This is a genomic window from Streptomyces sp. CA-294286 (assembly GCF_050947155.1).
Lineage (GTDB): Bacteria > Actinomycetota > Actinomycetes > Streptomycetales > Streptomycetaceae > Streptomyces.
This window is the reverse complement of the sequence record NZ_CP192005.1, coordinates 2,855,169-2,876,266: the sequence shown is the minus strand read 5'-3', so window position 1 is coordinate 2,876,266 and position 21,098 is coordinate 2,855,169. Positions and strand designations below refer to the sequence as shown.

At 67.5% G+C, this 21,098-nt stretch carries 17 protein-coding genes; 10 read left to right on the top strand and 7 right to left on the bottom strand.

Annotation, left to right across the window (positions count from 1 at the left end; genetic code table 11):
- Positions 1–68: 68 nt before the first annotated feature.
- The 3 genes from ACQPZG_RS17540 to ACQPZG_RS17530 all read left to right on the top strand — a co-directional run bounded on the left by ACQPZG_RS17540 (position 69) and on the right by ACQPZG_RS17530 (position 3,346).
- Positions 69–818, top strand: a complete 750-nt coding sequence (locus ACQPZG_RS17540) for a helix-turn-helix transcriptional regulator (RefSeq protein ID WP_433546693.1) — start codon at positions 69–71, stop codon at positions 816–818.
- A gap of 48 nt (positions 819–866) precedes the next feature.
- On the top strand, positions 867–1,949 hold the full coding sequence (locus ACQPZG_RS17535; RefSeq protein ID WP_433546692.1) for an inositol-3-phosphate synthase: 1,083 nt from the start codon (positions 867–869) through the stop codon (positions 1,947–1,949).
- A 101-nt stretch (positions 1,950–2,050) separates the two neighbouring features.
- A complete protein-coding gene (locus ACQPZG_RS17530; protein ID WP_433546691.1) occupies positions 2,051–3,346 on the top strand; it encodes an MFS transporter in 1,296 nt (431 codons plus the stop codon).
- Between the two features lie 94 nt (positions 3,347–3,440).
- On the opposite strand, the gene ACQPZG_RS17525 is transcribed toward ACQPZG_RS17530, so the two are convergent.
- Positions 3,441–4,883: a CCA tRNA nucleotidyltransferase gene (locus ACQPZG_RS17525; RefSeq protein WP_433546690.1), complete on the bottom strand. Its 1,443-nt coding sequence runs from the start codon at positions 4,881–4,883 to the stop codon at positions 3,441–3,443.
- A 182-nt stretch (positions 4,884–5,065) separates the two neighbouring features.
- Between ACQPZG_RS17525 and ACQPZG_RS17520 the strand changes: the two genes are divergently transcribed.
- The 7 genes from ACQPZG_RS17520 (at position 5,066) to trxA (ending at position 14,547) form a co-directional block, all read left to right on the top strand.
- Complete coding sequence (locus ACQPZG_RS17520) at positions 5,066–7,375, top strand: DUF6049 family protein (RefSeq protein ID WP_433546689.1); 2,310 nt, start codon at positions 5,066–5,068, stop codon at positions 7,373–7,375.
- Between the two features lie 58 nt (positions 7,376–7,433).
- Entirely contained in the window at positions 7,434–9,581 is a 2,148-nt protein-coding gene (murJ, locus tag ACQPZG_RS17515) for a murein biosynthesis integral membrane protein MurJ (protein WP_433546688.1), read from the top strand.
- Positions 9,582–9,701: 120 nt separating this feature from the next.
- Positions 9,702–11,441, top strand: coding sequence for a protein kinase family protein (locus ACQPZG_RS17510; RefSeq protein WP_433546687.1), 1,740 nt, complete (start codon positions 9,702–9,704; stop codon positions 11,439–11,441).
- 29 nt (positions 11,442–11,470) lie between these two features.
- Entirely contained in the window at positions 11,471–12,178 is a 708-nt protein-coding gene (gene sigM / locus ACQPZG_RS17505) for an RNA polymerase sigma factor SigM (protein WP_433546686.1), read from the top strand.
- Positions 12,175–13,074 (top strand): hypothetical protein, encoded by a 900-nt coding sequence (locus ACQPZG_RS17500; RefSeq protein WP_433546685.1) that lies wholly within the window; start codon positions 12,175–12,177, stop codon positions 13,072–13,074. The genes sigM and ACQPZG_RS17500 overlap by 4 nt, the downstream gene beginning before the upstream one ends.
- 125 nt (positions 13,075–13,199) lie before the next feature.
- The gene (gene trxB, locus ACQPZG_RS17495; RefSeq protein ID WP_433546684.1) at positions 13,200–14,174 is read left to right on the top strand and encodes a thioredoxin-disulfide reductase; all 975 of its coding nucleotides are present in this window, start codon (positions 13,200–13,202) and stop codon (positions 14,172–14,174) included.
- Positions 14,175–14,214: 40 nt separating this feature from the next.
- Positions 14,215–14,547 carry a thioredoxin gene (trxA, locus tag ACQPZG_RS17490; protein ID WP_433546683.1) on the top strand — a complete coding sequence of 111 codons (333 nt, stop codon included), beginning with the start codon at positions 14,215–14,217 and terminating at the stop codon, positions 14,545–14,547.
- A 606-nt stretch (positions 14,548–15,153) separates the two neighbouring features.
- Here trxA and ACQPZG_RS17485 read toward each other — a convergent pair.
- The 6 genes from ACQPZG_RS17485 to yidC form a co-directional block, all read right to left on the bottom strand.
- Positions 15,154–15,771, bottom strand: coding sequence for a GNAT family N-acetyltransferase (locus tag ACQPZG_RS17485; protein ID WP_433546682.1), 618 nt, complete (start codon positions 15,769–15,771; stop codon positions 15,154–15,156).
- A 303-nt stretch (positions 15,772–16,074) separates the two neighbouring features.
- Positions 16,075–17,145, bottom strand: a complete 1,071-nt coding sequence (locus ACQPZG_RS17480; protein WP_433546681.1) for a ParB/RepB/Spo0J family partition protein — start codon at positions 17,143–17,145, stop codon at positions 16,075–16,077.
- Positions 17,142–18,218, bottom strand: coding sequence for a ParA family protein (locus ACQPZG_RS17475; protein ID WP_433546680.1), 1,077 nt, complete (start codon positions 18,216–18,218; stop codon positions 17,142–17,144). The genes ACQPZG_RS17480 and ACQPZG_RS17475 overlap by 4 nt, the downstream gene beginning before the upstream one ends.
- Before the next feature lie 267 nt (positions 18,219–18,485).
- Complete coding sequence (gene rsmG, locus ACQPZG_RS17470; RefSeq protein WP_185032688.1) at positions 18,486–19,202, bottom strand: 16S rRNA (guanine(527)-N(7))-methyltransferase RsmG; 717 nt, start codon at positions 19,200–19,202, stop codon at positions 18,486–18,488.
- Between the two features lie 103 nt (positions 19,203–19,305).
- Positions 19,306–19,824 carry a protein jag gene (locus ACQPZG_RS17465; protein WP_433546679.1) on the bottom strand — a complete coding sequence of 173 codons (519 nt, stop codon included), beginning with the start codon at positions 19,822–19,824 and terminating at the stop codon, positions 19,306–19,308.
- Between the two features lie 14 nt (positions 19,825–19,838).
- Complete coding sequence (yidC, locus tag ACQPZG_RS17460; protein ID WP_433546678.1) at positions 19,839–21,095, bottom strand: membrane protein insertase YidC; 1,257 nt, start codon at positions 21,093–21,095, stop codon at positions 19,839–19,841.
- Positions 21,096–21,098 lie beyond the last annotated feature (3 nt).

The window sequence follows — 21,098 nt, the reverse complement described above, 5'->3', positions numbered from 1 at the left end:
CCGGCATAAGTTCGGCATAAGTGCAGGACAGCGGGCGGGACTTACCGGAACAGCAGGGGAGGCGAAGGATGAGCAGGCGCTCCGGCATCCTCGAATTCGCCGTGCTCGGCCTGCTCCGCGAGTCCCCGATGCACGGGTACGAACTGCGTAAGCGGCTCAACACCTCGCTGGGCGTCTTCCGGGCCTTCAGTTACGGGACGCTCTACCCGTGCCTCAAGTCGCTGCTCGCCAACGGCTGGCTGATCGAGGAACCGGGCAGCGCCCCCGAGGACGCGCTCGCCGCCTCCCTCGCGGGTCGCCGAGCCAAAATCGTCTACCGGTTGACGGCGGAAGGTAAGGAGCACTTCGAAGAACTGCTCTCCCACACCGGCCCCGACTCCTGGGAGGACGAGCACTTCGCGGCCCGTTTCGCCTTCTTCGGGCAGACGGAGCGCGAGGTGCGGATGCGGGTCCTGGAGGGGCGCCGTAGCCGGCTGGAGGAGCGCCTGGAGAAGATGCGGGCCTCGCTGGCCCGTACCCGCGAACGTCTGGACGACTACACGCTCGAACTTCAGCGTCACGGCATGGAGTCCGTGGAGCGCGAAGTGCGCTGGCTGAACGAACTGATCGAGAGTGAACGGGCGGGACGGGGTCAGCGCCGACCCGGTGACGACCCCGCGTCGGACCCGCCGCAGCACAGCACGTCCGGCAACAGCACGCCGGACGGCAGTACAGCTGGTCATCGCACAACCGGTGACCGGACATCAGGTGATACGGACGGCCTGCCCCGGCACCAGGGGACAACCCCGCCGGATCAGTCGGACGACACCGCCAAGTGAGGTTCTGCACCCCGCAGGCCTCGTCGAGAACACAGGGAGCAACCGTCAATGGGTTCGGTTCGCGTAGCCATCGTCGGCGTGGGCAACTGCTCTGCGTCGCTGGTCCAGGGCGTCGAGTACTACAAGGACGCTGACCCGGCCAGTCGCGTGCCCGGTCTGATGCACGTCCAGTTCGGCGACTACCACGTCAAGGACGTGGAATTCGTGGCCGCGTTCGACGTCGACGCCAAGAAGGTCGGCCTGGACCTCGCGGACGCCATTGGCGCCAGCGAGAACAACACCATCAAGATCTGCGACGTTCCGCCCACCGGCGTCACCGTCCAGCGCGGCCACACCCTCGACGGCCTGGGCAAGTACTACCGCCAGACCATCGAGGAGTCGGAGCAGGAGCCGGTCGACGTCGTCCAGGCCCTGAAGGACGCCCAGGTCGACGTCCTGGTCTGCTACCTGCCCGTCGGTTCCGAGGACGCGGCGAAGTTCTACGCCCAGTGCGCCATCGACGCCAAGGTCGCTTTCGTCAACGCCCTTCCGGTCTTCATCGCCGGCACCAAGGAGTGGGCGGACAAGTTCACCAAGGCTGGCGTCCCGATCGTCGGCGACGACATCAAGTCGCAGGTCGGCGCCACCATCACGCACCGTGTCATGGCCAAGCTCTTCGAAGACCGCGGAGTGCGCCTGGAGCGCACCATGCAGCTGAACGTCGGCGGCAACATGGACTTCAAGAACATGTTGGAGCGCGACCGTCTGGAATCCAAGAAGATCTCCAAGACGCAGGCCGTGACCTCGCAGATCCGTGACCGCGACCTGGGCGACGACAACGTCCACATCGGCCCTTCCGACTACGTGGCCTGGCTGGACGACCGCAAGTGGGCGTACGTCCGGCTGGAGGGCCGTGCGTTCGGCGACGTTCCCCTGAACCTGGAGTACAAGCTTGAGGTGTGGGACTCCCCGAACTCCGCGGGCGTCATCATCGACGCGGTGCGCGCCGCGAAGATCGCCAAGGACCGAGGCATCGGTGGCCCGATCCTCTCCGCCTCCTCGTACTTCATGAAGTCCCCGCCGGTCCAGTACTTCGACGACGAGGCCTACGAGAACGTCGAGAGGTTCATCAAGGGCGAGGTCGAGCGCTGACCTCCGCCCGGTCGCGCTGAAAAGTACGGCGCCGGTGAAGAGGGCCCCGGGGCATACGCCCCGGGGCCCTCTTCGTACGCCCGTGTGTGACTCTTGCTCGCATGTCCGTCGTGCGTGATCTTCGGGTGCTGCTGCGCCTGCCCGACTTCCGTCGCCTGCTGGGCGTGCGGCTGCTCTCCCAGTCCGCGGACGGTGTCTATCAAGTGGCCCTGGCGACATACGTCGTCTTCTCTCCCGAGAAGCAGACCTCGGCGGCCGCGATCGCCTCCGCCATGGCCGTGCTGCTTCTGCCGTACTCGGTCGTGGGCCCGTTCGCGGGTGTCCTCCTCGACCGCTGGCAGCGTCGCCAGGTCTTCCTGTACGGAAATCTGCTGCGCGCCGTCCTTGCCGCCGGCACTGCGCTGCTGATCGTGGTCGCTGCTCCGGACTGGATCTTCTACGCGTCCGCGCTGTCGGTCACGGCCGTCAATCGCTTCGTTCTGTCTGGGCTCTCCGCCGCGCTGCCACGCGTCGTGGACGAGGAGCGCCTTTTCGTCGCGAACTCCCTGTCCCCGACCGCCGGTACGCTCGCGGCCACCCTGGGCGGGTCTCTCGCGTTCGGCGTACGGCTGCTCGGCTGGAACTCGGACGCGGCGGTCGTCCTCCTCGGCGCCGGACTCTACCTGTGCTCCGCGCTGGCATCCCTCCGCCTGGGACGAGAACTCCTGGGGCCGGAACGCGATGTGGTCCAGCCCCGGCTCGGTGTAGCCGTCGCCAACACGGCGCGCGGTCTCCTCGCCGGGCTGCACCATCTGGCGGAGCGGCGTGCAGCCGCCCGCGCGCTGGCCGCGGTGACGGCCATGCGTTTTTGCTACGGCGCGCTGACGGTGATGCTCCTGATGCTGTGCCGGTACGCCTGGACCGATCAGGCAGGGCCCGCCGATGGTTCCGACGGACTGGCCCTGCTCGGCCTCGCGCTCGGGGTGTCCGGCGCCGGCTTCTTCGTCGCGGCCCTGCTCACACCGTGGGCCGCGGGACGCCTGGGACCGTACGGCTGGATGGTCGTGTGCGCGGCGTCCGCAGCCGTTCTCGTACCGGCGCTGTGGCTGTCTTTCGCTCCAGGGCCGGTTCTCGTCGCCGCTTTCACCCTGGGTCTCGTCACCCAGGGCTCAAAGATCTCCACGGACACGGTGGTGCAGTCCTCGGTGGACGACGCCTTTCGCGGTCGGGTCTTCTCTCTCTACGACGTGTTGTTCAACGTGGCTTTCGTGGGCGCTGCAGCGGTCGCGGCCCTCCTGCTGCCGGCCGACGGCCGGTCCGTCATCCTGGTCCTCGGCGTTGCCGTGCTCTACGGGGTGGTGGCGTTCGCCCTGACCCGTTGGCGCCGGTCCACACGCAGCGGACGACGTTTCACGTGAAACATGACGGTCGGTGTTTCACGTGAAACACCGACCGCCTTCCCCCGCACCTCATCACTCGTGAAACCATTGATGTTTCACGTGAAACAACGACTCAGTGTTGCCCCGCCCACCATTCCTTGAGCGCCGCGACAGCCGCTTCGTGCTCCAGGGGGCCGTTCTCCAGACGCAGTTCCAGCAGGAACTTGTACGCCTGACCGATCTCGGGGCCGGGCCTGATTCCCAGAACCTCCATGATCTGGTTCCCGTCCAGGTCGGGCCGGATCGAGTCCAGCTCCTCCTGCTCCTGAAGCTGCGCGATGCGTTCTTCCAGCCCGTCATAGGCCCTGGAGAGCGCGGCTGCCTTGCGCTTGTTGCGCGTGGTGCAGTCCGAGCGGGTCAGCTTGTGCAGCCGGTCCACCAGAGGGCCGGCGTCCCGTACGTACCGGCGCACGGCCGAGTCCGTCCACTCGCCCGTCCCGTAGCCGTGGAACCGCAGATGCAGTTCCACGAGCTTCGACACGTCCTTGATCATGTCGTTGGAGTACTTCAGTGCGGTCATGCGCTTCTTGGTCATCTTCGCGCCGACCACCTCGTGGTGGTGGAAGGAGACGCGGCCGTCCTTCTCGAAGCGCCGGGTGCGCGGCTTGCCGATGTCGTGCAGCAGCGCAGCCAGCCGCAACACCAGATCAGGGCCGTTCTCCTCCAGGTCGATGGCCTGCTGAAGGACGATGAGCGAGTGCTCGTAGACGTCCTTGTGCCGGTGGTGTTCGTCGCTCTCCAGTCGCAGCGCGGGCAGCTCCGGCAGCACGTGTGCGGCGAGACCGGTGTCGACGAGGAGCGACAGGCCCTTGGCCGGATGGGCGGAAAGAAGCAGTTTGTTGAACTCGTCACGCACCCGCTCGGCCGAGACGATCTCGATGCGCTCGGACATCGCCGTCATCGCGGCGACCACCTCCGGGGCGACCTCGAAATCGAGCTGAGCGGCGAACCTGGCGGCGCGAAGCATGCGCAGGGGGTCGTCGGAAAAGGAGTCCTCCGGCGTCCCTGGTGTGCGCAACACCTTCGCCGTCAGGTCATCGCGCCCGCCGTGCGGGTCGATGAACTCCTTCTCCGGGAGTGCCACCGCCATGGCGTTCACCGAGAAGTCGCGGCGTACGAGGTCCTCCTCGATGGAGTCGCCGTAGGACACCTGCGGTTTGCGGGACGTCCTGTCGTACGCCTCGGAGCGGTACGTGGTGACCTCCACCAGATAGCCGTCCTTCTGGCAGCCCACCGTCCCGAAGGCGATCCCTACCTCCCACACCGCGTCCGCCCATGGCCGGACGATCCTCAGTACGTCCTCGGGGCGGGCATCGGTGGTGAAGTCCAGGTCGTTGCCGAGCCGGCCCAGGAGCGCGTCCCGGACCGAGCCTCCGACCAGCGCAAGGTGGAAGCCCGCCGCCCGGAACCGGCGGGCGAGGTCGTCGACGACAGGGGAGACCCGCAGCAGTTCGCTCACTGCACGGTGCTGCACCTGGGTCAGGGCGCTGGGGTTGTCTTCATTGGCGTTCGGCACAACAGAAAAGGGTACGTGCCCCCGCCGGGCGCAGTGTCATCGTTTTCGTTGGGCCCTGAGAGACTCTTCCGATCATGTGGCGCAGTCCACGGCACTTCGTCGCCGCACGCATCGTTACCATGCGTGGACGCAGCAACCGGGCAACCATCCAAGGCAGCCAACGACGAGGGACGGGCGAGCGCGTGGCCGAGGCGGCAGACTTTCAGGGGATGAATCCTTCTCCTGCCCGCCGATGGGCCCGGCGTGCGGCATCCCTCATCGCCGGTGCCCCGCTCCTGGTCGGCCTGGCACAGTTCCCGGCCGCGCCCGCGGCGTACGCCGCCGAGGACGCCACGGGATGGCGCACCGTCGAGGTGGCACTGAACTCGCTGACACCCGGCGCTCCGGGGAAGGGCGACACGGTCACCGTCTCGGGCACCGTCACCAACAAGGGCAAGGGGCCCATCTCCGAAGCCCGCGTCGGCCTGCGGGTGGGCGAGAGGCTTTCCGGCCGCACCCAGGTCGACACGGCGGCGGCCCGCACCGGCTACGCGGAGGGCCGCGAGCCCGGCGAGCTGAAGGAGTACACGGTCGGGTTCCCGAGGCTGCCCGTGGGAATCAGTACGGACTTCACCCTCGCGGTGCCGGTCGACAAGCTGGGACTCGGCGACCCGGGCGTCTACCAGCTGAGTGTCTCGCTGGCGGGGAGGACGGCAGGGCGCAGCACCGAACAGGTACTGGGCATCGAGCGGACGTTCCTGCCGTGGCAGCCCGAGAACACGAAGAAGAGGACGCAGCTCACCTACCTGTGGCCCTTGGTCTCCACGACCCGGCTGTCCGCCGAGACGGGCTCGGACGAGCAGCAGACCCCGGTCTTCGAGAACGACGACCTCGCCAGGGAACTTGCCCCGGGCGGCCGTCTCGAACAGATGGTCTCGCTGGGTGACGAACTGCCGGTGACTTGGGTCATCGATCCCGACCTGCTCGCCACCGTGGACGCGATGGTGAAGGGGTACACGGTCAAGGACAGAGCGACAGGCACCAACGTGCCGGGCAAGAGCCGAACCGTCGCCAGGCAATGGCTGGCCGCGCTGGAGAAGGCGGTGCAGGACCAGAAGGTCGTCGCGCTGCCGTTCGCAGACCCCGACCTGGCGTCGCTGGCCCATCGCGGCAAGAACGTCCCCGGCTCCCTGAACCAGTTGCAGCGAGCCACGGAGGCCGCCAGGGGCACGGTGGAGTCGACCCTGCACGTGAAGCCCTCCACGGACTTCGCCTGGCCGGTCGAGGGCGCCGTCGACCCCCTGATCGTCAATACCGCGACTTCCGCCGGCGCGCACCACGTGATCGCCCGCAGCGACAGCTTCGGCGAGAACGGCAGCCTGCTCTACACGCCCACCGCGGTCCGCCCCATCGGCGGCGGCCGTACCGCCGTCGTCGCCGACGCACGGCTCTCGACCGCCTTCCAGGGCGACATGGCCAATGCGGAGAAGTCGGCCCTGGCCGTGCAGGGGTTCCTCGCCCACACGCTGGCACTGACCCAGCAGGACGAGGAAAAGCAGCGCAGCATCGTCGTCGCCCCGCAGCGCATGCCGTCCGTCACCCAGGCCCAGTCGATGGCCTCCGCCCTGCGCGCCCTGGACGTCCAGCGCTGGACGCAGCCGCTCGACCTGATGGGGGCGGCCAAGGCCAAGCCCGACCCCGGAGCCACGACCCAGGTCCCCAGTCGGTCCTCGTACCCGGACGGATTGCGGAAGCGGGAACTGCCGACCACGGCCTTCGAGAACATCAAGGCGACCCAGCACACGCTGGACCGGTTCAAAGTGGTCCTCACCAAGCCGGAGCGGGTGGTCACCCCGTTCGGCAACGCCATAAACCGTGAGATGTCGACCTCCTGGCGCCGCAACGAAACGGCGGCGAGCCGCTACCGGCAGGACGTACAGCGCTATCTGAACGACCTCACCAACGAGGTCAATCTGATCGAGAAGTCCACCGCGACCCTGTCGGGGCGCAGCGCGACCATCCCGGTGACCGTCCAGAACAAGCTGGTGCAGGACGTCGACCACCTTGTGCTGCGACTCCAGTCGACCATGCCCACGCGTCTCAAGGTGGGCGAGGGCGACGGCGGGCCGATCACCGAGCAGCCCATCAAGATCCGGGGCGGACACAGCCAGTCCGTGAAGATCGCCACGACGGCCAACGCGAACGGCAAGGTCCCGGTCGTCGCCCAGCTGTTCACCGAGGACGGCACACCGTACGGGCCCGAGATGCGGTTCATGGTGAACGTCAACGAGATCACCCCCACGATCATGCTGGTGATCGCCGGCGGCGTACTGCTGCTCGTGCTCGCCGGAATCAAGATGTACTCGCAACGCAAACGCGCGGCGGCCCGCGGCGAGGCGCCGAACGGTGACGCGCCGGACGGCGAGGGTTCCGAGCAGCCGAGTGACCCGACCCCGGACACCGGTCCGGAAAGCGGGGAGCCTACGGCCGCGAGTGAGAAAGTGGACCGTTGAGCCATAACCGTCGAGCCATGTCGTGGCCGTCGACCGGGGACGATGAGGTGGGGTTGCAATGAACGCGCCGTACGACGGTGACCACGTCCGGCACGCGGGCGGTGAAGCGGCGGGCGCACCCCCGCCCCGTCAGCCCGCCTCCCCGGACGACCCGTACCTCCAGTCCGCGTACGACCACGACCCGTACCGCGCACAGGACCTCTCCGCGCAGGATCCGGTGACCGAGGCCCTCTACGACCGTGCCTCGCATCCCCCTCCGCCGCCCGGCACCTTCCCGGAGACTCCGCCGCTGTACCAGCAGCCTCCGGCACCCTCGCACTCCCCGGATCCGCGGGTGTGGGCCCAGACTCCGCCGCCGGAGCCCGACGGCCCTTCCCGCCACCTGCCGTACGGGGACGACGCCCGCACCGTGCAGTTCACCGGCGTCGACGACCTGGTGACCCGGGCGAGCGAGGAGGAGCCGCCGGGGAAGGACGCGTTCGCCCATCTCTACCGCGACCAGCAGGCCCCTGGCGTGCCCGCGCCGGCCACCGCCCCGGAGCAGCTCGTCACCAACACGGCACCGCCCAAGAAACCGGCGGGGCGCGCGGCGGGGCTGATGAAGTCCAGTGCCGTGATGGCGGCGGGCACCATGGTCTCGCGCCTCACCGGCTTCATCCGCTCCGCCCTGATCATCGCGGCGCTCGGCGCGGGCCTGCTCGGCGACACCTTCCAGGTCGCCTACCAGCTGCCCACGATGATCTACATCCTGACCATCGGCGGCGGCCTCAACTCCGTCTTCGTACCGCAGCTCGTGCGCGCCATGAAGGAGGACGCCGACGGCGGCGAGGCCTACGCCAACCGCCTCCTGACCCTCGTCACGGTGGCCCTGGGGGCGCTCACCGCCCTCGCGATGGTCTTCGCCCCGCTGCTGGTCCGATTCCTCTCGGTGTCGGTCTCCGGCAACCCGGCCTCCAACGACGTCGCCGTGACCCTGCTGCGCTACTTCCTCCCCACGATCTTCTTCATGGGCGTCCACGTCGTGATGGGCCAGATCCTCAACACGCGCGGAAAGTTCGGCGCGATGATGTGGACTCCGGTCCTCAACAACATCGTCATCATCGCCACGCTCGGTGCGTTCATCTGGGTGTACGGCACGTCGGCGAACTCCGGGATGACCGTCGCCACCATCCCGCCCGAGGGCGAGCGCCTCCTGGGCATCGGTGTCCTTCTCGGCCTCGTCGTGCAGGCACTGGCGATGATCCCGTACCTGCGCGAGACCGGCTTCAAACTGCGCCCGCGGTTCGACTGGAAGGGCCAGGGCCTCGGCAAGGCGGCCAAGCTCGCCAAGTGGACGGTCCTGTTCGTCCTCGCCAACCAGGCGGGCGCCATTGTCGTCATCCAGCTCGCCACCGCGGCCGTCGGCAAGCACGGCGAGGGCATCGGCTTCGCCGCCTACGCCAACGCCCAGCTGATCTGGGGCCTGCCGCAGGCCATCATCACCGTCTCCCTGATGGCCGCGCTGCTGCCCCGCCTGGCACGCTCGGCGAACGAGGGCGATGCGGGTGCGGTCCGCGACGACATCTCCCAGGGCCTGCGCACCACGGCCGTCGCCATCGTCCCGATCGCGTTCGCCTTTCTCTCGCTCGGCGTCCCGATCTGCACACTGATCTTCGGTTCCTCAGGCACCACCCCGGCCACGAACATGGGCTACATGTTGATGGCCTTCGGCCTCGGCCTGATCCCGTACTCCGTGCAGTACGTCGTGCTCCGTGCCTTCTACGCGTACGAGGACACCCGCACCCCCTTCTACAACACGGTCATCGTGGCCGCCGTCAACGCCGCCGCCTCGGCCCTGTGCTACCTCCTGCTGCCCGACCGGTGGGCCGTGACCGGCATGGCCGCCTCGTACGGCCTCGCCTACGCCATCGGCGTCGGGATTGCCTGGCAGCGGCTGCGCAAGCGGCTCGGCGGTGACCTGGACGGTGCGAACGTCCTGCGTACGTACGCGCGGCTCGCGATCGCCTCGATTCCCGCAGCCTTGGTTGCCGGTGCGGTGGGGTATGCGCTCTCCCAGGTCCTTGGACAGGGAGTCCTGGGCTCGCTCGCCGCACTGGTCGTCGGCGGTGCCGCACTGCTCGGAGTCTTCTTCGTCGCCGCGAAGAAGATGCACATCGCGGAACTCAACGCCTTGGTGGGCATGGTCCGCGGACGTCTGGGCCGCTGAGCTCCGACGACGGCCGCACAACCATGGCCCGCCGCCACGTGTCGTGCACAGCGGCGGACTGTGGGCACAATTGGCAGGGCTGCTCGACAGCGCGCAACGGATGGGGAGGCAGGAACGACGGTGGCGGAACGTAGCACGGCTGCCGTCGACGTGGCCGACAACAGCGGTGACACTCCTCCCCCCGCCTCGGGCGGGAAGGAGTCGTCCGCCTCTGATGCCGACAGGGCCACGGCCGACGGGCTGGCAGAAGGCCAGGACACACCAGAGACGACCACGCAGAACGTGACGGAGAAGAAGGGCACCGAGACCCCGATCGTCGCGCCGGAACTGCACAGCGGTCACAAACTCGCCAGACGTTACCGGCTGGAGGAGTGTGTCACCCGTCTCGACGGCTTCAGCAGCTGGCGTGCGGTCGACGAGAAGCTGCGGCGCGCCGTGGGCGTCCACCTGCTGCCCGCCGACCACCCCCGGGCACGCACCGTGCTGGCTGCGGCACGCTCCTCTGCGTTGCTCGGCGACCCCCGCTTCGTCCAGGTCCTGGACGCCGTCGAGGAGAACGACCTCGTCTACGTCGTCCACGAGTGGCTGCCCGACGCCACCGAACTGACCTCGATCCTCGCCGGCGGGCCGCTGGAGCCGCACGACGCGTACCAACTCGTCAGCCAGGTCTCCCAAGCCATGGCGGCTGCCCACCGCGAAGGCCTGGCCCACCTGCGGCTCACGCCGAGCGCCGTGCTGCGGACCTCCACAGGTCAGTACCGCATCCGCGGCCTCGCGGTGAACGCCGCCCTGCGCGGTATCAGCTCCGGCACGGCGCAGCGCGCCGACACCGAGGCGATCGGCGCGCTGCTGTACGCGTCGCTGACTCAGCGCTGGCCCTACGAGAGCGATGCGTACGGCCTGACCGGGTTGCCCAAGGACATCGGCCTCATCCCTCCCGACCAGGTACGCGCCGGCGTCCACCGCGGACTGTCCGAACTCGCCATGCGGGCCCTGGCCAACGACGGTGCCACCGCTTCCCGCCAGGAACCGCCCTGCACGACCCCCGACGAGCTGGCCAAGGCCGTCGCAGCGATGCCCCGCATCCGCCCCCCGGAGCCCTCGTACCCCTCCCGCCCGGACTACCAGCGCACCACCTACCAGCAGGGCTCGTACGGGCGGCAGCAGTCACGGCCCACGGGTCCTCAGCCGGTGCCGGTCCCGCCTCGGCCGCTTCAGAGCCGCACCGGCCGGGTCCTCAAGTGGGGCGTCGCCTCTCTCCTCATCGCCGCCTTGGGCCTCGGCAGCTGGCAGCTCGCCGACACACTCCTGGACAGGCGCGAGACCGCCGACGACACCCAGACGCAGACCGAACCGAAGAACAACGAGGTTGCCCGTCCGCCGGCGCTCAAGCCGCTCGACATCAAGGGCGCCGCCGAGTTCTCTCCCGACGGCCTTCCCCAGGCCGCCGCCGACGTGGCGCAGACCTATGACGGCGACCGCAACTCGTACTGGCGCACCAAGAGCTATACCGACGGCCCGGAACTGGCACCCTCGATCAAGAAGGGCGTGGGCATCGTCTACGACCTCGGCGAGGAGAGAGACGTCGCCGAGTCGTCGATAGCGTTCAAGTACGCGGGTGACCACACCACAATCTCCATGTACGCGGCGCCTTCCATGTCCACCTCGGGAGACGTCGATTCGATGACGAAGATCGCCACGACGACCACCAGCGGCGCCCAGGCCTCGATCAAGGCGAAGAAGCCGGTGAAGACGCGCTACGTCCTGCTCTGGATGACAGCCATGCCCATGGCCGGACAGGACGAGTTCAGCGGCGCAGGACACAAGCAGGCCATAACCGATGTGAAATTCACCGGCTGACTCAAGCCACCAGGGGGAGGGGGCCACCGTTGGACGACGACGTCGCACTTCGCGATGCCGACGACCAGGATCTCCTGGCCAGGCACGTCAAGGGGGACCCCGACGCCTTCGGCGAGCTCGTACGCCGACACCGCGACCGGCTCTGGGCAGTGGCGCTGCGTACCCTCGGCGACCGTGAGGAAGCCGCCGACGCCGTCCAGGACGCCCTGGTGTCCGCCTACCGGGCCGCCCACACCTTCCGCGGCCAATCGGCCGTCACTACCTGGCTGCACCGGATCACCGTCAACGCCTGCCTGGACCGCGTGCGCAAGGCCGCGTCCCGCAGAACCTCTCCCATGGACGACAACGAGCGTCTGGAACAGCTCCTCGAACCCCATGAGTCGGCGGAGGCCCCGGCCGAACGTCAGGACCTCCACCGCGAGCTGCTGGCAGCACTGCGTACCCTGCCCCCCGACCAGAGGGCCGCACTCGTCCTCGTCGACATGCAGGGCTACCCGGTGGCAGAGGCCGCCGTGGTCCTTGGCGTACCGACCGGAACCGTGAAAAGCCGCTGCGCACGGGGCCGGGCCAGACTCCTGCCACTCCTCACGCATCTACGGGCAGGAACCGGGGATAGCGGGGACTCCGAGGGGGGAAGGAACCGGAGGCCGGGGACATCCGTCCCACCACCGGCATCGGATGCAAAAGACGCAGGGCCCGGCCCTGCTGCTGTGAAGGGCGGAGGTGGGCGCGCGTGACCTCCACGACCGGCACGACTCAGCACCCGGATGTCGCGGAGATCTCCGACCTCACCGAAGGGAACCTGCCGCAGAACCGCATGGAGGACGTACGTCGTCACATCGACGAGTGCGCGCTGTGCGCAGACGTCCGGGCGTCCTTGGAGGAGATCCGCAGCACGCTCGGCACCCTCCCCGGACCGCCGCGCATGCCCTCCGACGTGGCCGGAAGGATCGACGCGGCTCTGGCCGCGGAGGCCCTCCTGAATTCCAGCGCGCCCGACGCGGCCGCCCCTGTTGCTGTTTCACGTGAAACACCGGCTGCTCCCAATCCCCCGGCATCCGTCCCTCCTCGGGTCGAGCGGCCCGCAGGCCAGGCCCGCGCAGCCACCGGTCCCGGACGGCGCACCTCCCGCACACCCCGCCGCCGCGCCCTGTGGGGGGCCGTCCTCGGGACAGCCACGGTCGGGCTCGGTGTCCTGCTGGTGCAGTCCCTGTCCACGCCAGCAAGTGAGACGGGGGCCAAGGACAGCGCGTCGTCGGCAACGCTCTCCCAGCAGTTCTCGGGAGAGCCGCTCAAGGAACACGTCGATACCCTGCTCGCCTCTGCGCCGGAACCGGAAAACCCTCTGAGCAAGGACAAGAACGCCCCGTCGATTGACATCCAGGAGAACCCGAACTCTCCGAAGGCGATGCTCGGTGTGCCTTCCTGTATTCAGAAGGGCACGGGCCGCACCGAGACCCCCCTGGGCTTCGAAAGCGGGAGTTACGAAGGCAAGCCCGCCTATCTCCTCGTCCTGCCCCATGCCTCCAAGCCCACACTGGTTCATGCGTACGTCGTCGACGCGTCCTGCATCGATGCCGAACCCACGGGCAAGGGCAATCTGCTGCTCACCGATACCTACCCCAGGCGCTGACAGACTCCTCCAAGTGCCGGGCCGCCCCGGGAATGCCAGCCCCGTAGTATCCGTTGGATGGGGTGGAAGGTTCAGACCGGGCCCCGGTTGGCAGTAAGCAGTCTGCAGAGACGAGGAAGAAACCCGTGAGCGACGTCCGTAACGTGATCATCATTGGCTCCGGGCCGGCCGGATACACCGCCGCGCTGTACACCGCGCGCGCATCGCTGAAGCCGCTGGTGTTCGAAGGTGCCGTCACCGCAGGTGGTGCGCTGATGAACACCACCGAGGTCGAGAACTTCCCCGGTTTCCGCGACGGCATCATGGGCCCGGACCTGATGGACGGCATGCGCGCCCAGGCCGAGCGCTTCGGTGCCGAGCTCATCCCCGACGACATCGTCTCCGTCGACCTCACCGGGGACATCAAGACGGTCACCGACACCGCCGGTACCGTGCACCGCGCCAAGACCGTGATCATCTCCACCGGGTCGCAGCACCGCAAGCTCGGCCTGCCCAAGGAGGACGCTCTCTCCGGACGCGGCGTCTCCTGGTGCGCCACCTGCGACGGCTTCTTCTTCAAGGACCACGACATCGCCGTGGTCGGCGGCGGCGACACCGCCATGGAAGAGGCCACGTTCCTCTCCCGCTTCGCCAAGTCCGTCACCATCGTCCACCGCCGGGACACCCTGCGTGCCTCCAAGGCGATGCAGGAGCGCGCGTTCGCCGACCCGAAGATCAAGTTCGCCTGGGACAGCGAGACGGCTTCCCTCGAAGGCGACCAGAAGCTTTCGGGCATCACGCTGCGCAGCACCAAGACCGGCGAGACTGCCCCTCTCGACGTCACCGGCCTGTTCATCGCCGTGGGCCACGACCCCCGCAGCGAGCTCTTCAAGGGTCAGGTCGAATTGGACGACGAGGGCTACGTGAAGGTCGAGGCTCCCTCGACCCGCACCAACCTGGCCGGTGTCTTCGCCGCCGGTGACGTCGTGGACCACACCTACCGCCAGGCCATCACCGCCGCCGGTACCGGCTGCTCCGCCGCGCTCGACGCGGAGCGCTACCTCGCCGCGCTCGCCGACACCGAGAAGGTCGCCGAGCCGGAGAAGACCCCCGCTGTCTGACCCCCCACCCCACACACCACCAGCAGTGAAGGAGGCCGCCGTGGCCGGCGACCTGAAGAATGTGACCGACGACTCCTTCGACGAGATCGTCCTCAAGAGCGACAAGCCCGTCCTCGTCGACTTCTGGGCAGCCTGGTGCGGTCCGTGCCGTCAGATCGCGCCGTCCCTCGAAGCCATCGCGGCGGAACACGGCGACAAGATCCAGGTCGTCAAGCTCAACATCGACGAGAACCCGGCCACCGCGGCCAAGTACGGCGTCATGTCCATCCCGACGCTGAACGTCTACCAGAACGGCGAGGTCGCCAAGACCATCGTCGGTGCCAAGCCGAAGGCCGCGATCATCCGCGACCTCGACCCCTTCATCGGCGAGTAACAGTACGCCGCCGTTGTTTCACGTGAAACGGTGAAGCCCACCCGCCCGGCGGCTTCCACGGGCGGTTGCGGCACCTGGTCGTGTCGATCAGACCACTAGTAATTCACGCAGGCGCTCGGTTGGGGTTTCCCGGCCGAGCGTTTTGCGTGGTCGGCGGTTGATCTGGTTGGCGGCGGCTGCCCGGTGCCCGGAGTCATGGACGGGCAGATCGGTGCCTCTTGGGGACGTACTGCTGCGGCAGACCGTTGGCGTTCTCGTTGCAGCCCGGGCCGGCGGGTCACGTAAGGAGACCGGGATGTCGGATGGCGAGGGAGCACCCGCTGTGGCGGTCCCTATCGCTCTCCCGGGCCAGTGGCCACTTCCGGTTCCGCTTCTTCGCAGTGGCCGTCGCGCCACTCGTTGCCGTCCTGAGGTCAACGCCGACGATTCGGCACGCTTCAGCGTTGCGCTATCCCGGGGAGGAGTGTCTCTCGTTCCCCGGAGACCTTCTTGCGCCCTGCGGAACGCGAGCCGAACCGTCCGGATCTCGAAGTCCATCACACCCCTTGAGCTGGGGCGTTGCGACGATCACGAAATCCCAAGCTCTCGGGGTGAGTCCGCACCGTTTCACAGCGGTCGGAGAACCGGATCTTTCTGGACCACTCCCAGCAGTTTGTCCAGCGCGTGCTCCATATCTTCCTTCCAGGACAGCGCGGTGCGCAGTTCGAGCCTCAGACGCGGATACGTGGGATGCGGGCGCACCGTCTTGAAGCCGACCGCCAGCAGGTGATCGGCGGGCAGCAGACAGCCCGGCTCTTTCCAGCGGGCTTCACCGAACGCCTCGATCGCTTTGAAGCCCCGCCCAAGGAGATCCTTGGCCACGGTCTGAACCATCACCCTCCCCAGCCCTTGTCCTTGGTAGCCGGGCACGATCACCGCCGTCATCAGCTGCACCGCATCCGGCGACACCGGGCTTGTGGGAAACGCCGTCGCACGCGCGACATACGCCGGGGGCGCGAACATCACGAAACCCACCGGAACGTCGTCCACATAGACCACCCGGCCGCAGGACCCCCACTCCAGCAGAACCGCCGAGAGCCAGGCCTCTTTCTCCAGCTCGGCCCGGCCTGCCTCTACCGCCGCCTCTCCACGGACGGCATCGAGTTCCCAGAAGACACAGCTGCGACACCGGTGGGGAAGGTCCGCCAAGTTGTCCAGCGTGAGCGGTACGAGCCGACGCCCCATGAAGGCTGTTCCCCACTTTCTTCGCCTGCCGCACCACGAGCGGCGCTCAGCGCACTCCACTCCCGGATCAGACCGCCGACGAAACCGCCGACCGCCCCGAGCCCCAGCCCCACAGTCACCAGTTGGCCTCGGCTCACCGTTCGCATGGCTCCGTCCTCCCTTTGGCGGATGGCAGTGGATGCGCCGCACCACGAAGCATCGTAACCACCGCGCGATCGGACCGATACCGTCGGCGAGCAAAGGGCGGGGGTGTTCCGGCCACTGCCGCAACACCCCCGCCTCCACTAGGAGTTCGCGAGGAGATCAGTTCGCGTCGCTCTGCCCGTCCTGCTCGTTCAAACCCTTTTCCAGTACACGCCCCTCGCCCGGGGCAAGGGTGCCCAGGATCCGCTCCAAGTCCTCCACCGAAGCGAACTCGACGGTGATCTTGCCCTTCTTCTGACCGAGGTCGACCTTCACCCGCGTTTCGAATCGATCCGAAAGCCGGGACGCAAGATCCGACAGAGCGGGAGCCATCCGCGAACCGGCACGGGGCCCCTTGGGCCTGGTCTCCTTGTGCGGCTCAGAACCCAGCAGCGACACGATCTCCTCGATCGCCCGCACCGACAGCCCTTCCGCCACGATGCGATGCGCCAGTCGGTCCTGCTCGGAGGAATCCTCAACGGCCAGCAACGCACGGGCGTGGCCGGCAGACAACACCCCGGCCGCGACCCTGCGCTGCACAGGGGCGGAAAGCTTCAGCAACCGCAGAGTGTTGGAGACCTGTGGCCGCGAACGACCGATGCGGTCGGCCAACTGGTCATGCGTGCAGTTGAAGTCCTTGAGCAACTGGTCGTAGGCATGAGCCTCTTCCACCGGGTTGAGCTGCGCCCGGTGGAGGTTTTCCAGCAGCGCGTCCAGCAGAAGCTTTTCGTCCTCTGTCGCACGTACGATCGCCGGAATCTTCTCCAGACCGGCTTCCTTGGACGCTCGCAGACGGCGCTCGCCCATAATGAGCTGGAACCGCTCCGGGCCCACCTGCCGGACGACGACGGGCTGAAGCAATCCCACCTCCTTGATGGAGGTGACGAGTTCGGCAAGGGCATCCTCGTCGAACACCGTGCGCGGCTGCTGCGGATTCGGCTCGATGAACTGCGGCGGCAGCTCCGCGAAGAACGCCCCCTCGGGAGCCTTCAGTACGTCCGGCTCGGGTTCTCGGACCGCAGGCGATGTTTCACGTGAAACATTGCCCACGGACAGAGCGGCCACCTTCGCGGCCGCTACTCCGCGCTCCGAGGTCAGAGTGCCGCTCGCGGGCACTTGGGTCTCCCGGGAAGCATTCGGGATCAGCGCGTTCAGTCCGCGCCCCAGCCCTCTACGTCGATCGCTGCTCATTGGACACCCTCCGCCATGCTGTGCTGATTGTGCTGGTCGGCAGCATGGGCCTGCTGCGCCTCGTAGAAGACTCCGGCCCCCCGCAACGCGATCTCGCGCGCCGCCTCAAGGTACGACAGCGAGCCGCTGGAGCCCGGGTCATAGGTGAGCACGGTCTGCCCATAGCTGGGAGCTTCCGAGATCCGGACGGACCTGGGAATGCTGGTCTTGAGTACTTCCTTGGCGAAGTGGCTGCGCACTTCCTCTGCAACCTGCGAGGCGAGCCGGGTACGGCCGTCGTACATCGTCAGCAGGATCGTCGAGACATGCAGCTCGGGGTTGAGGTGCCCGCGCACCAGCTCCACGTTCCGCAGGAGCTGTCCAAGCCCTTCCAGTGCGTAGTACTCACACTGAATGGGGATCAGTACCTCCTCGCCGGCAACCATCGCGTTGACGGTCAGGAGACCCAGCGACGGTGGGCAGTCGATGAGGATGTAGTCCAGCGGCTGCTCATACGCCTGGATCGCGCGCTGCAGTCGGCTTTCCCGCGCCACCAGGGACACCAGCTCGATCTCCGCACCGGCGAGATCGATGGTGGCCGGGGCACAGAAGAGACCTTCGACGTCCCGGACGGGCTGAACCACGTCCGACAGCGGCTTGCTGTCGATCAGCACGTCATAGATCGAGGGAACCTCGGAGTGATGGTCGATTCCCAGCGCCGTGGAGGCATTGCCCTGCGGATCGAGATCGATCACCAGGACCCTTGCGCCGTGCAGCGCGAGCGAGGCAGCTAGGTTGACCGTGGACGTGGTCTTCCCTACTCCGCCCTTCTGATTGGCGACCACCATCACTCGTGTCTGCTCAGGCCTCGGCAGTCCCTCGCCGGCTCGACCGAGAGCATCTACCGCCAGTTGGGCAGCACGACCAATAGGGGTGTCGTCGGGCAGGGGCGATGTTTCACGTGAAACATCGTCCCCCGCCGCTTCGGAACGGGGGCCGGGGACCGGATCGGTCATCGGTCCCGCGATGTTGGCGTCGGACCGCAAGGATTCACTCTCCTCGACTTCAGGCTCGTAGTGCTCAGAGCCTGTCACGCTTTGGGGGGCGCCAACCAGTGAGGCCCGTTCTCCTGTGGAAGAACCCGTCCTTGTGGACAACCCCATGGTCCTTTCGGGTCTTGCTTCGTGCGACGAAGAAGCCGCACGGCCCCGGTTGATGATTCCCTGCAGCAGCGAGCGACGTTTCACGTGAAACACGATGCACGCGCGGGCTCACCGGCAGACCCCGACACTCCGCGCCACATACGCAGGGCACCATGTATGGAGCACCTGGGACACGTCAATCCGCTAGGACGAAGACCTTCAGCGACGACGCCGGGAACGGCCCGTTCGTGCCGCCTTGGCCCGCTTCGCCGCGAAGCGCACACCTCCAGGGCTTTCTCCGACCTCGACGCGCACGACGGTGGAAAGCGGCTCCACCACCCCCTCGCCGACCTGAAGAACCTCGGTCTTCACCACGCCAAGCTTGCTGAGCGCCGCACGCGCACCCTTGAGCTCCTCCTCCGCGGTGTCGCCCTTGAGCGCGAGCATCTCGCCGTAAGAACGCAGCAGGGGAACGCCCCACCCCGCGAGCCGGTCCAATGGAGCGACCGCCCGAGCGGTCACCACATGGACCGGTTCCACCTTCCCCATCACTTCCTCAGCACGGCCCCGCACGACCGTGACGTGATCGAGCCCCAGCAGTTCGACGACCTCCTGGAGGAAGTTCGTACGCCGTAGCAGCGGCTCAAGAAGGGTGATCTTCAGGTCGGGTCGGGCCAGGGCCAGCGGGATACCGGGCAGGCCGGCCCCTGAGCCCACATCGCACACGGTGATGTTCTCGGGGACGACCTCCGAAAGCACGGCACAGTTGAGCAGGTGCCGCTCCCACAGCCGTGGCACCTCACGCGGGCCGATCAGACCGCGCTCGACACCGGCGTCCGCGAGCAACTCGGCGTACCGAACCGCCTGCGGGAGGAACTCGCCGAAAACCGTCTTGGCGACTTCCGGCGCCTGGGGAAGCTCCGCTGCTGCCTCCATCACGGGGACCGTCCTTCCGTACCGCACTGGGGTGGCTGACTATCAGGCTGACAAAGTTCGGCCCCGCCTGCGAACAGACGGGGCCGAAGGGCAATGATCCAGGTCAGGCAGGAAGCACAACGACGAAGCGCTGGGGCTCCTCGCCCTCGGACTCGCTGCGCAGACCCGCCGCGGCGATCGCGTCGTGCACGACCTTGCGCTCGAACGGGGTCATCGGGTCGAGCTTCACCGGGGCACCCGAGGTCTTCGCCTCGTCCGCGGCCCTGGCACCGATCTCCGCGAGCTCCTCACGCTTCTTCGCCCGGAAGCCCGCGATGTCCAGCATCAGCCGGCTGCGGTCGCCCGTCTCGCGGTGCACGGCGAGACGTGTCAGCTCCTGAAGGGCTTCGAGCACCTCGCCGTCACGGCCCACGAGCTTCTGCAGGTCCCGGCCGCTGGAGTCACTGATGATCGAAACAGCGGCCCGGTCCGCCTCGACGTCCATGTCGATGTCGCCGTCGAGGTCGGCGATGTCGAGCAGACCTTCGAGGTAGTCAGCCGCGATCTCGCCCTCCTGCTCCAGGCGGGTCAGCGTGTCGGTGCCGTCGGCGGGCGCGGAAGAGGTGGTGGTGCCGTCCGTCACGAGAGGACTCCTTCTTACTTCTTGGACGGGTGCTTGGGCCGCTGCGGGCCCTTGCGCTGCCCGGACTTGGCTTGGGAACGGGCAGGCTTGCCCGCCGTTGTGGACTTGGCGTCCTGCGCCTCGTCCTTCTTCTCCAGCGAGGTCTTGGGAGAGGAGCCCTCGGCAGCCTTGGCGGCCGTACTCTGCTGCGCGGTGGCCGACTGGCGCTTCGCCTTTGTCTGGCGCTTGGGCTGCTGGCGCTTCGCCGCAGCGGCGCTGCCCTCGGCGTCGGCAGCGGCCGTGGCGCTCCGGGAAACCGTGCCGTCGGGCTCTGCCGCGAAGCCCGCCTTGGCCAGTCCGGTGATGAACTTGCGCTCGACGTCGTTGCGGTCGGGGCCCTTGGCGACGATCACCTTGACGACATTGCGCTTGCGCCGTGCCTTCACCTCGCCCGAGGACACCACGCTCTTCAGCAGACGCTGCAGGTAAGCGTCCTGCGCCTTGCTGCCCGGGGTCGGGTTCTGGTTGATGACGTACATCTGCTGGCCCATGGTCCACACGTTGGTGGTCAGCCAGTAGACGAGGACACCGACGGGGAAGTTGATGCCCATCACCATGAACATCACGGGGAAGATGTACAGCATCATCTTCTGCTGCTGCATGAACGGCGTCTTGACCGTGAGGTCGACGTTCTTCGTCATGAGCTGGCGCTGCGTGAAGAACTGGGAGGCCGACATCATCACGATCATGATCGCGGTGACGATCTTGACCGAGGTCGCCGAAGCGTCCAGCCCGGCGATCTTGTCCGCGCTGTCCGTGAACTTCGCGGCCAGCGGAGCGCCGAAGATGTGCGCCTGACGGGCGCTCTCCAGGAGCTGGTCGTTGATGACGCCGATCTTCTTGCCGTCGGCGATGCTGGAGAGCACGTGGTACAGCGCGAAGAAGAACGGCGACTGCGCCAGGATGGGCAGGCACGAGGAGAGCGGGTTGGTACCCGTCTCCTTGTACAGCTTCATCATCTCTTCGGACTGACGCTGCTTGTCGCTCTTGTAGCGCTCCTGGATCGCCTTCATCTTCGGCTGGAGCACCTGCATGTTCCGCGTCGACTTGATCTGCTTCACGAACAGCGGGATCAGGCAGATGCGGATCAGGATCACGAGGGACACGATGGACAGGCCCCAGGCCCACCCCGTGTCAGGGCCGAAAACGAACCCGTACACCTTGTGGAACTGGACGATGACCCAGGAAACGGGCCAGGTGATGAAGCTGAACAGACTGGCAATCGTGTCCACTAA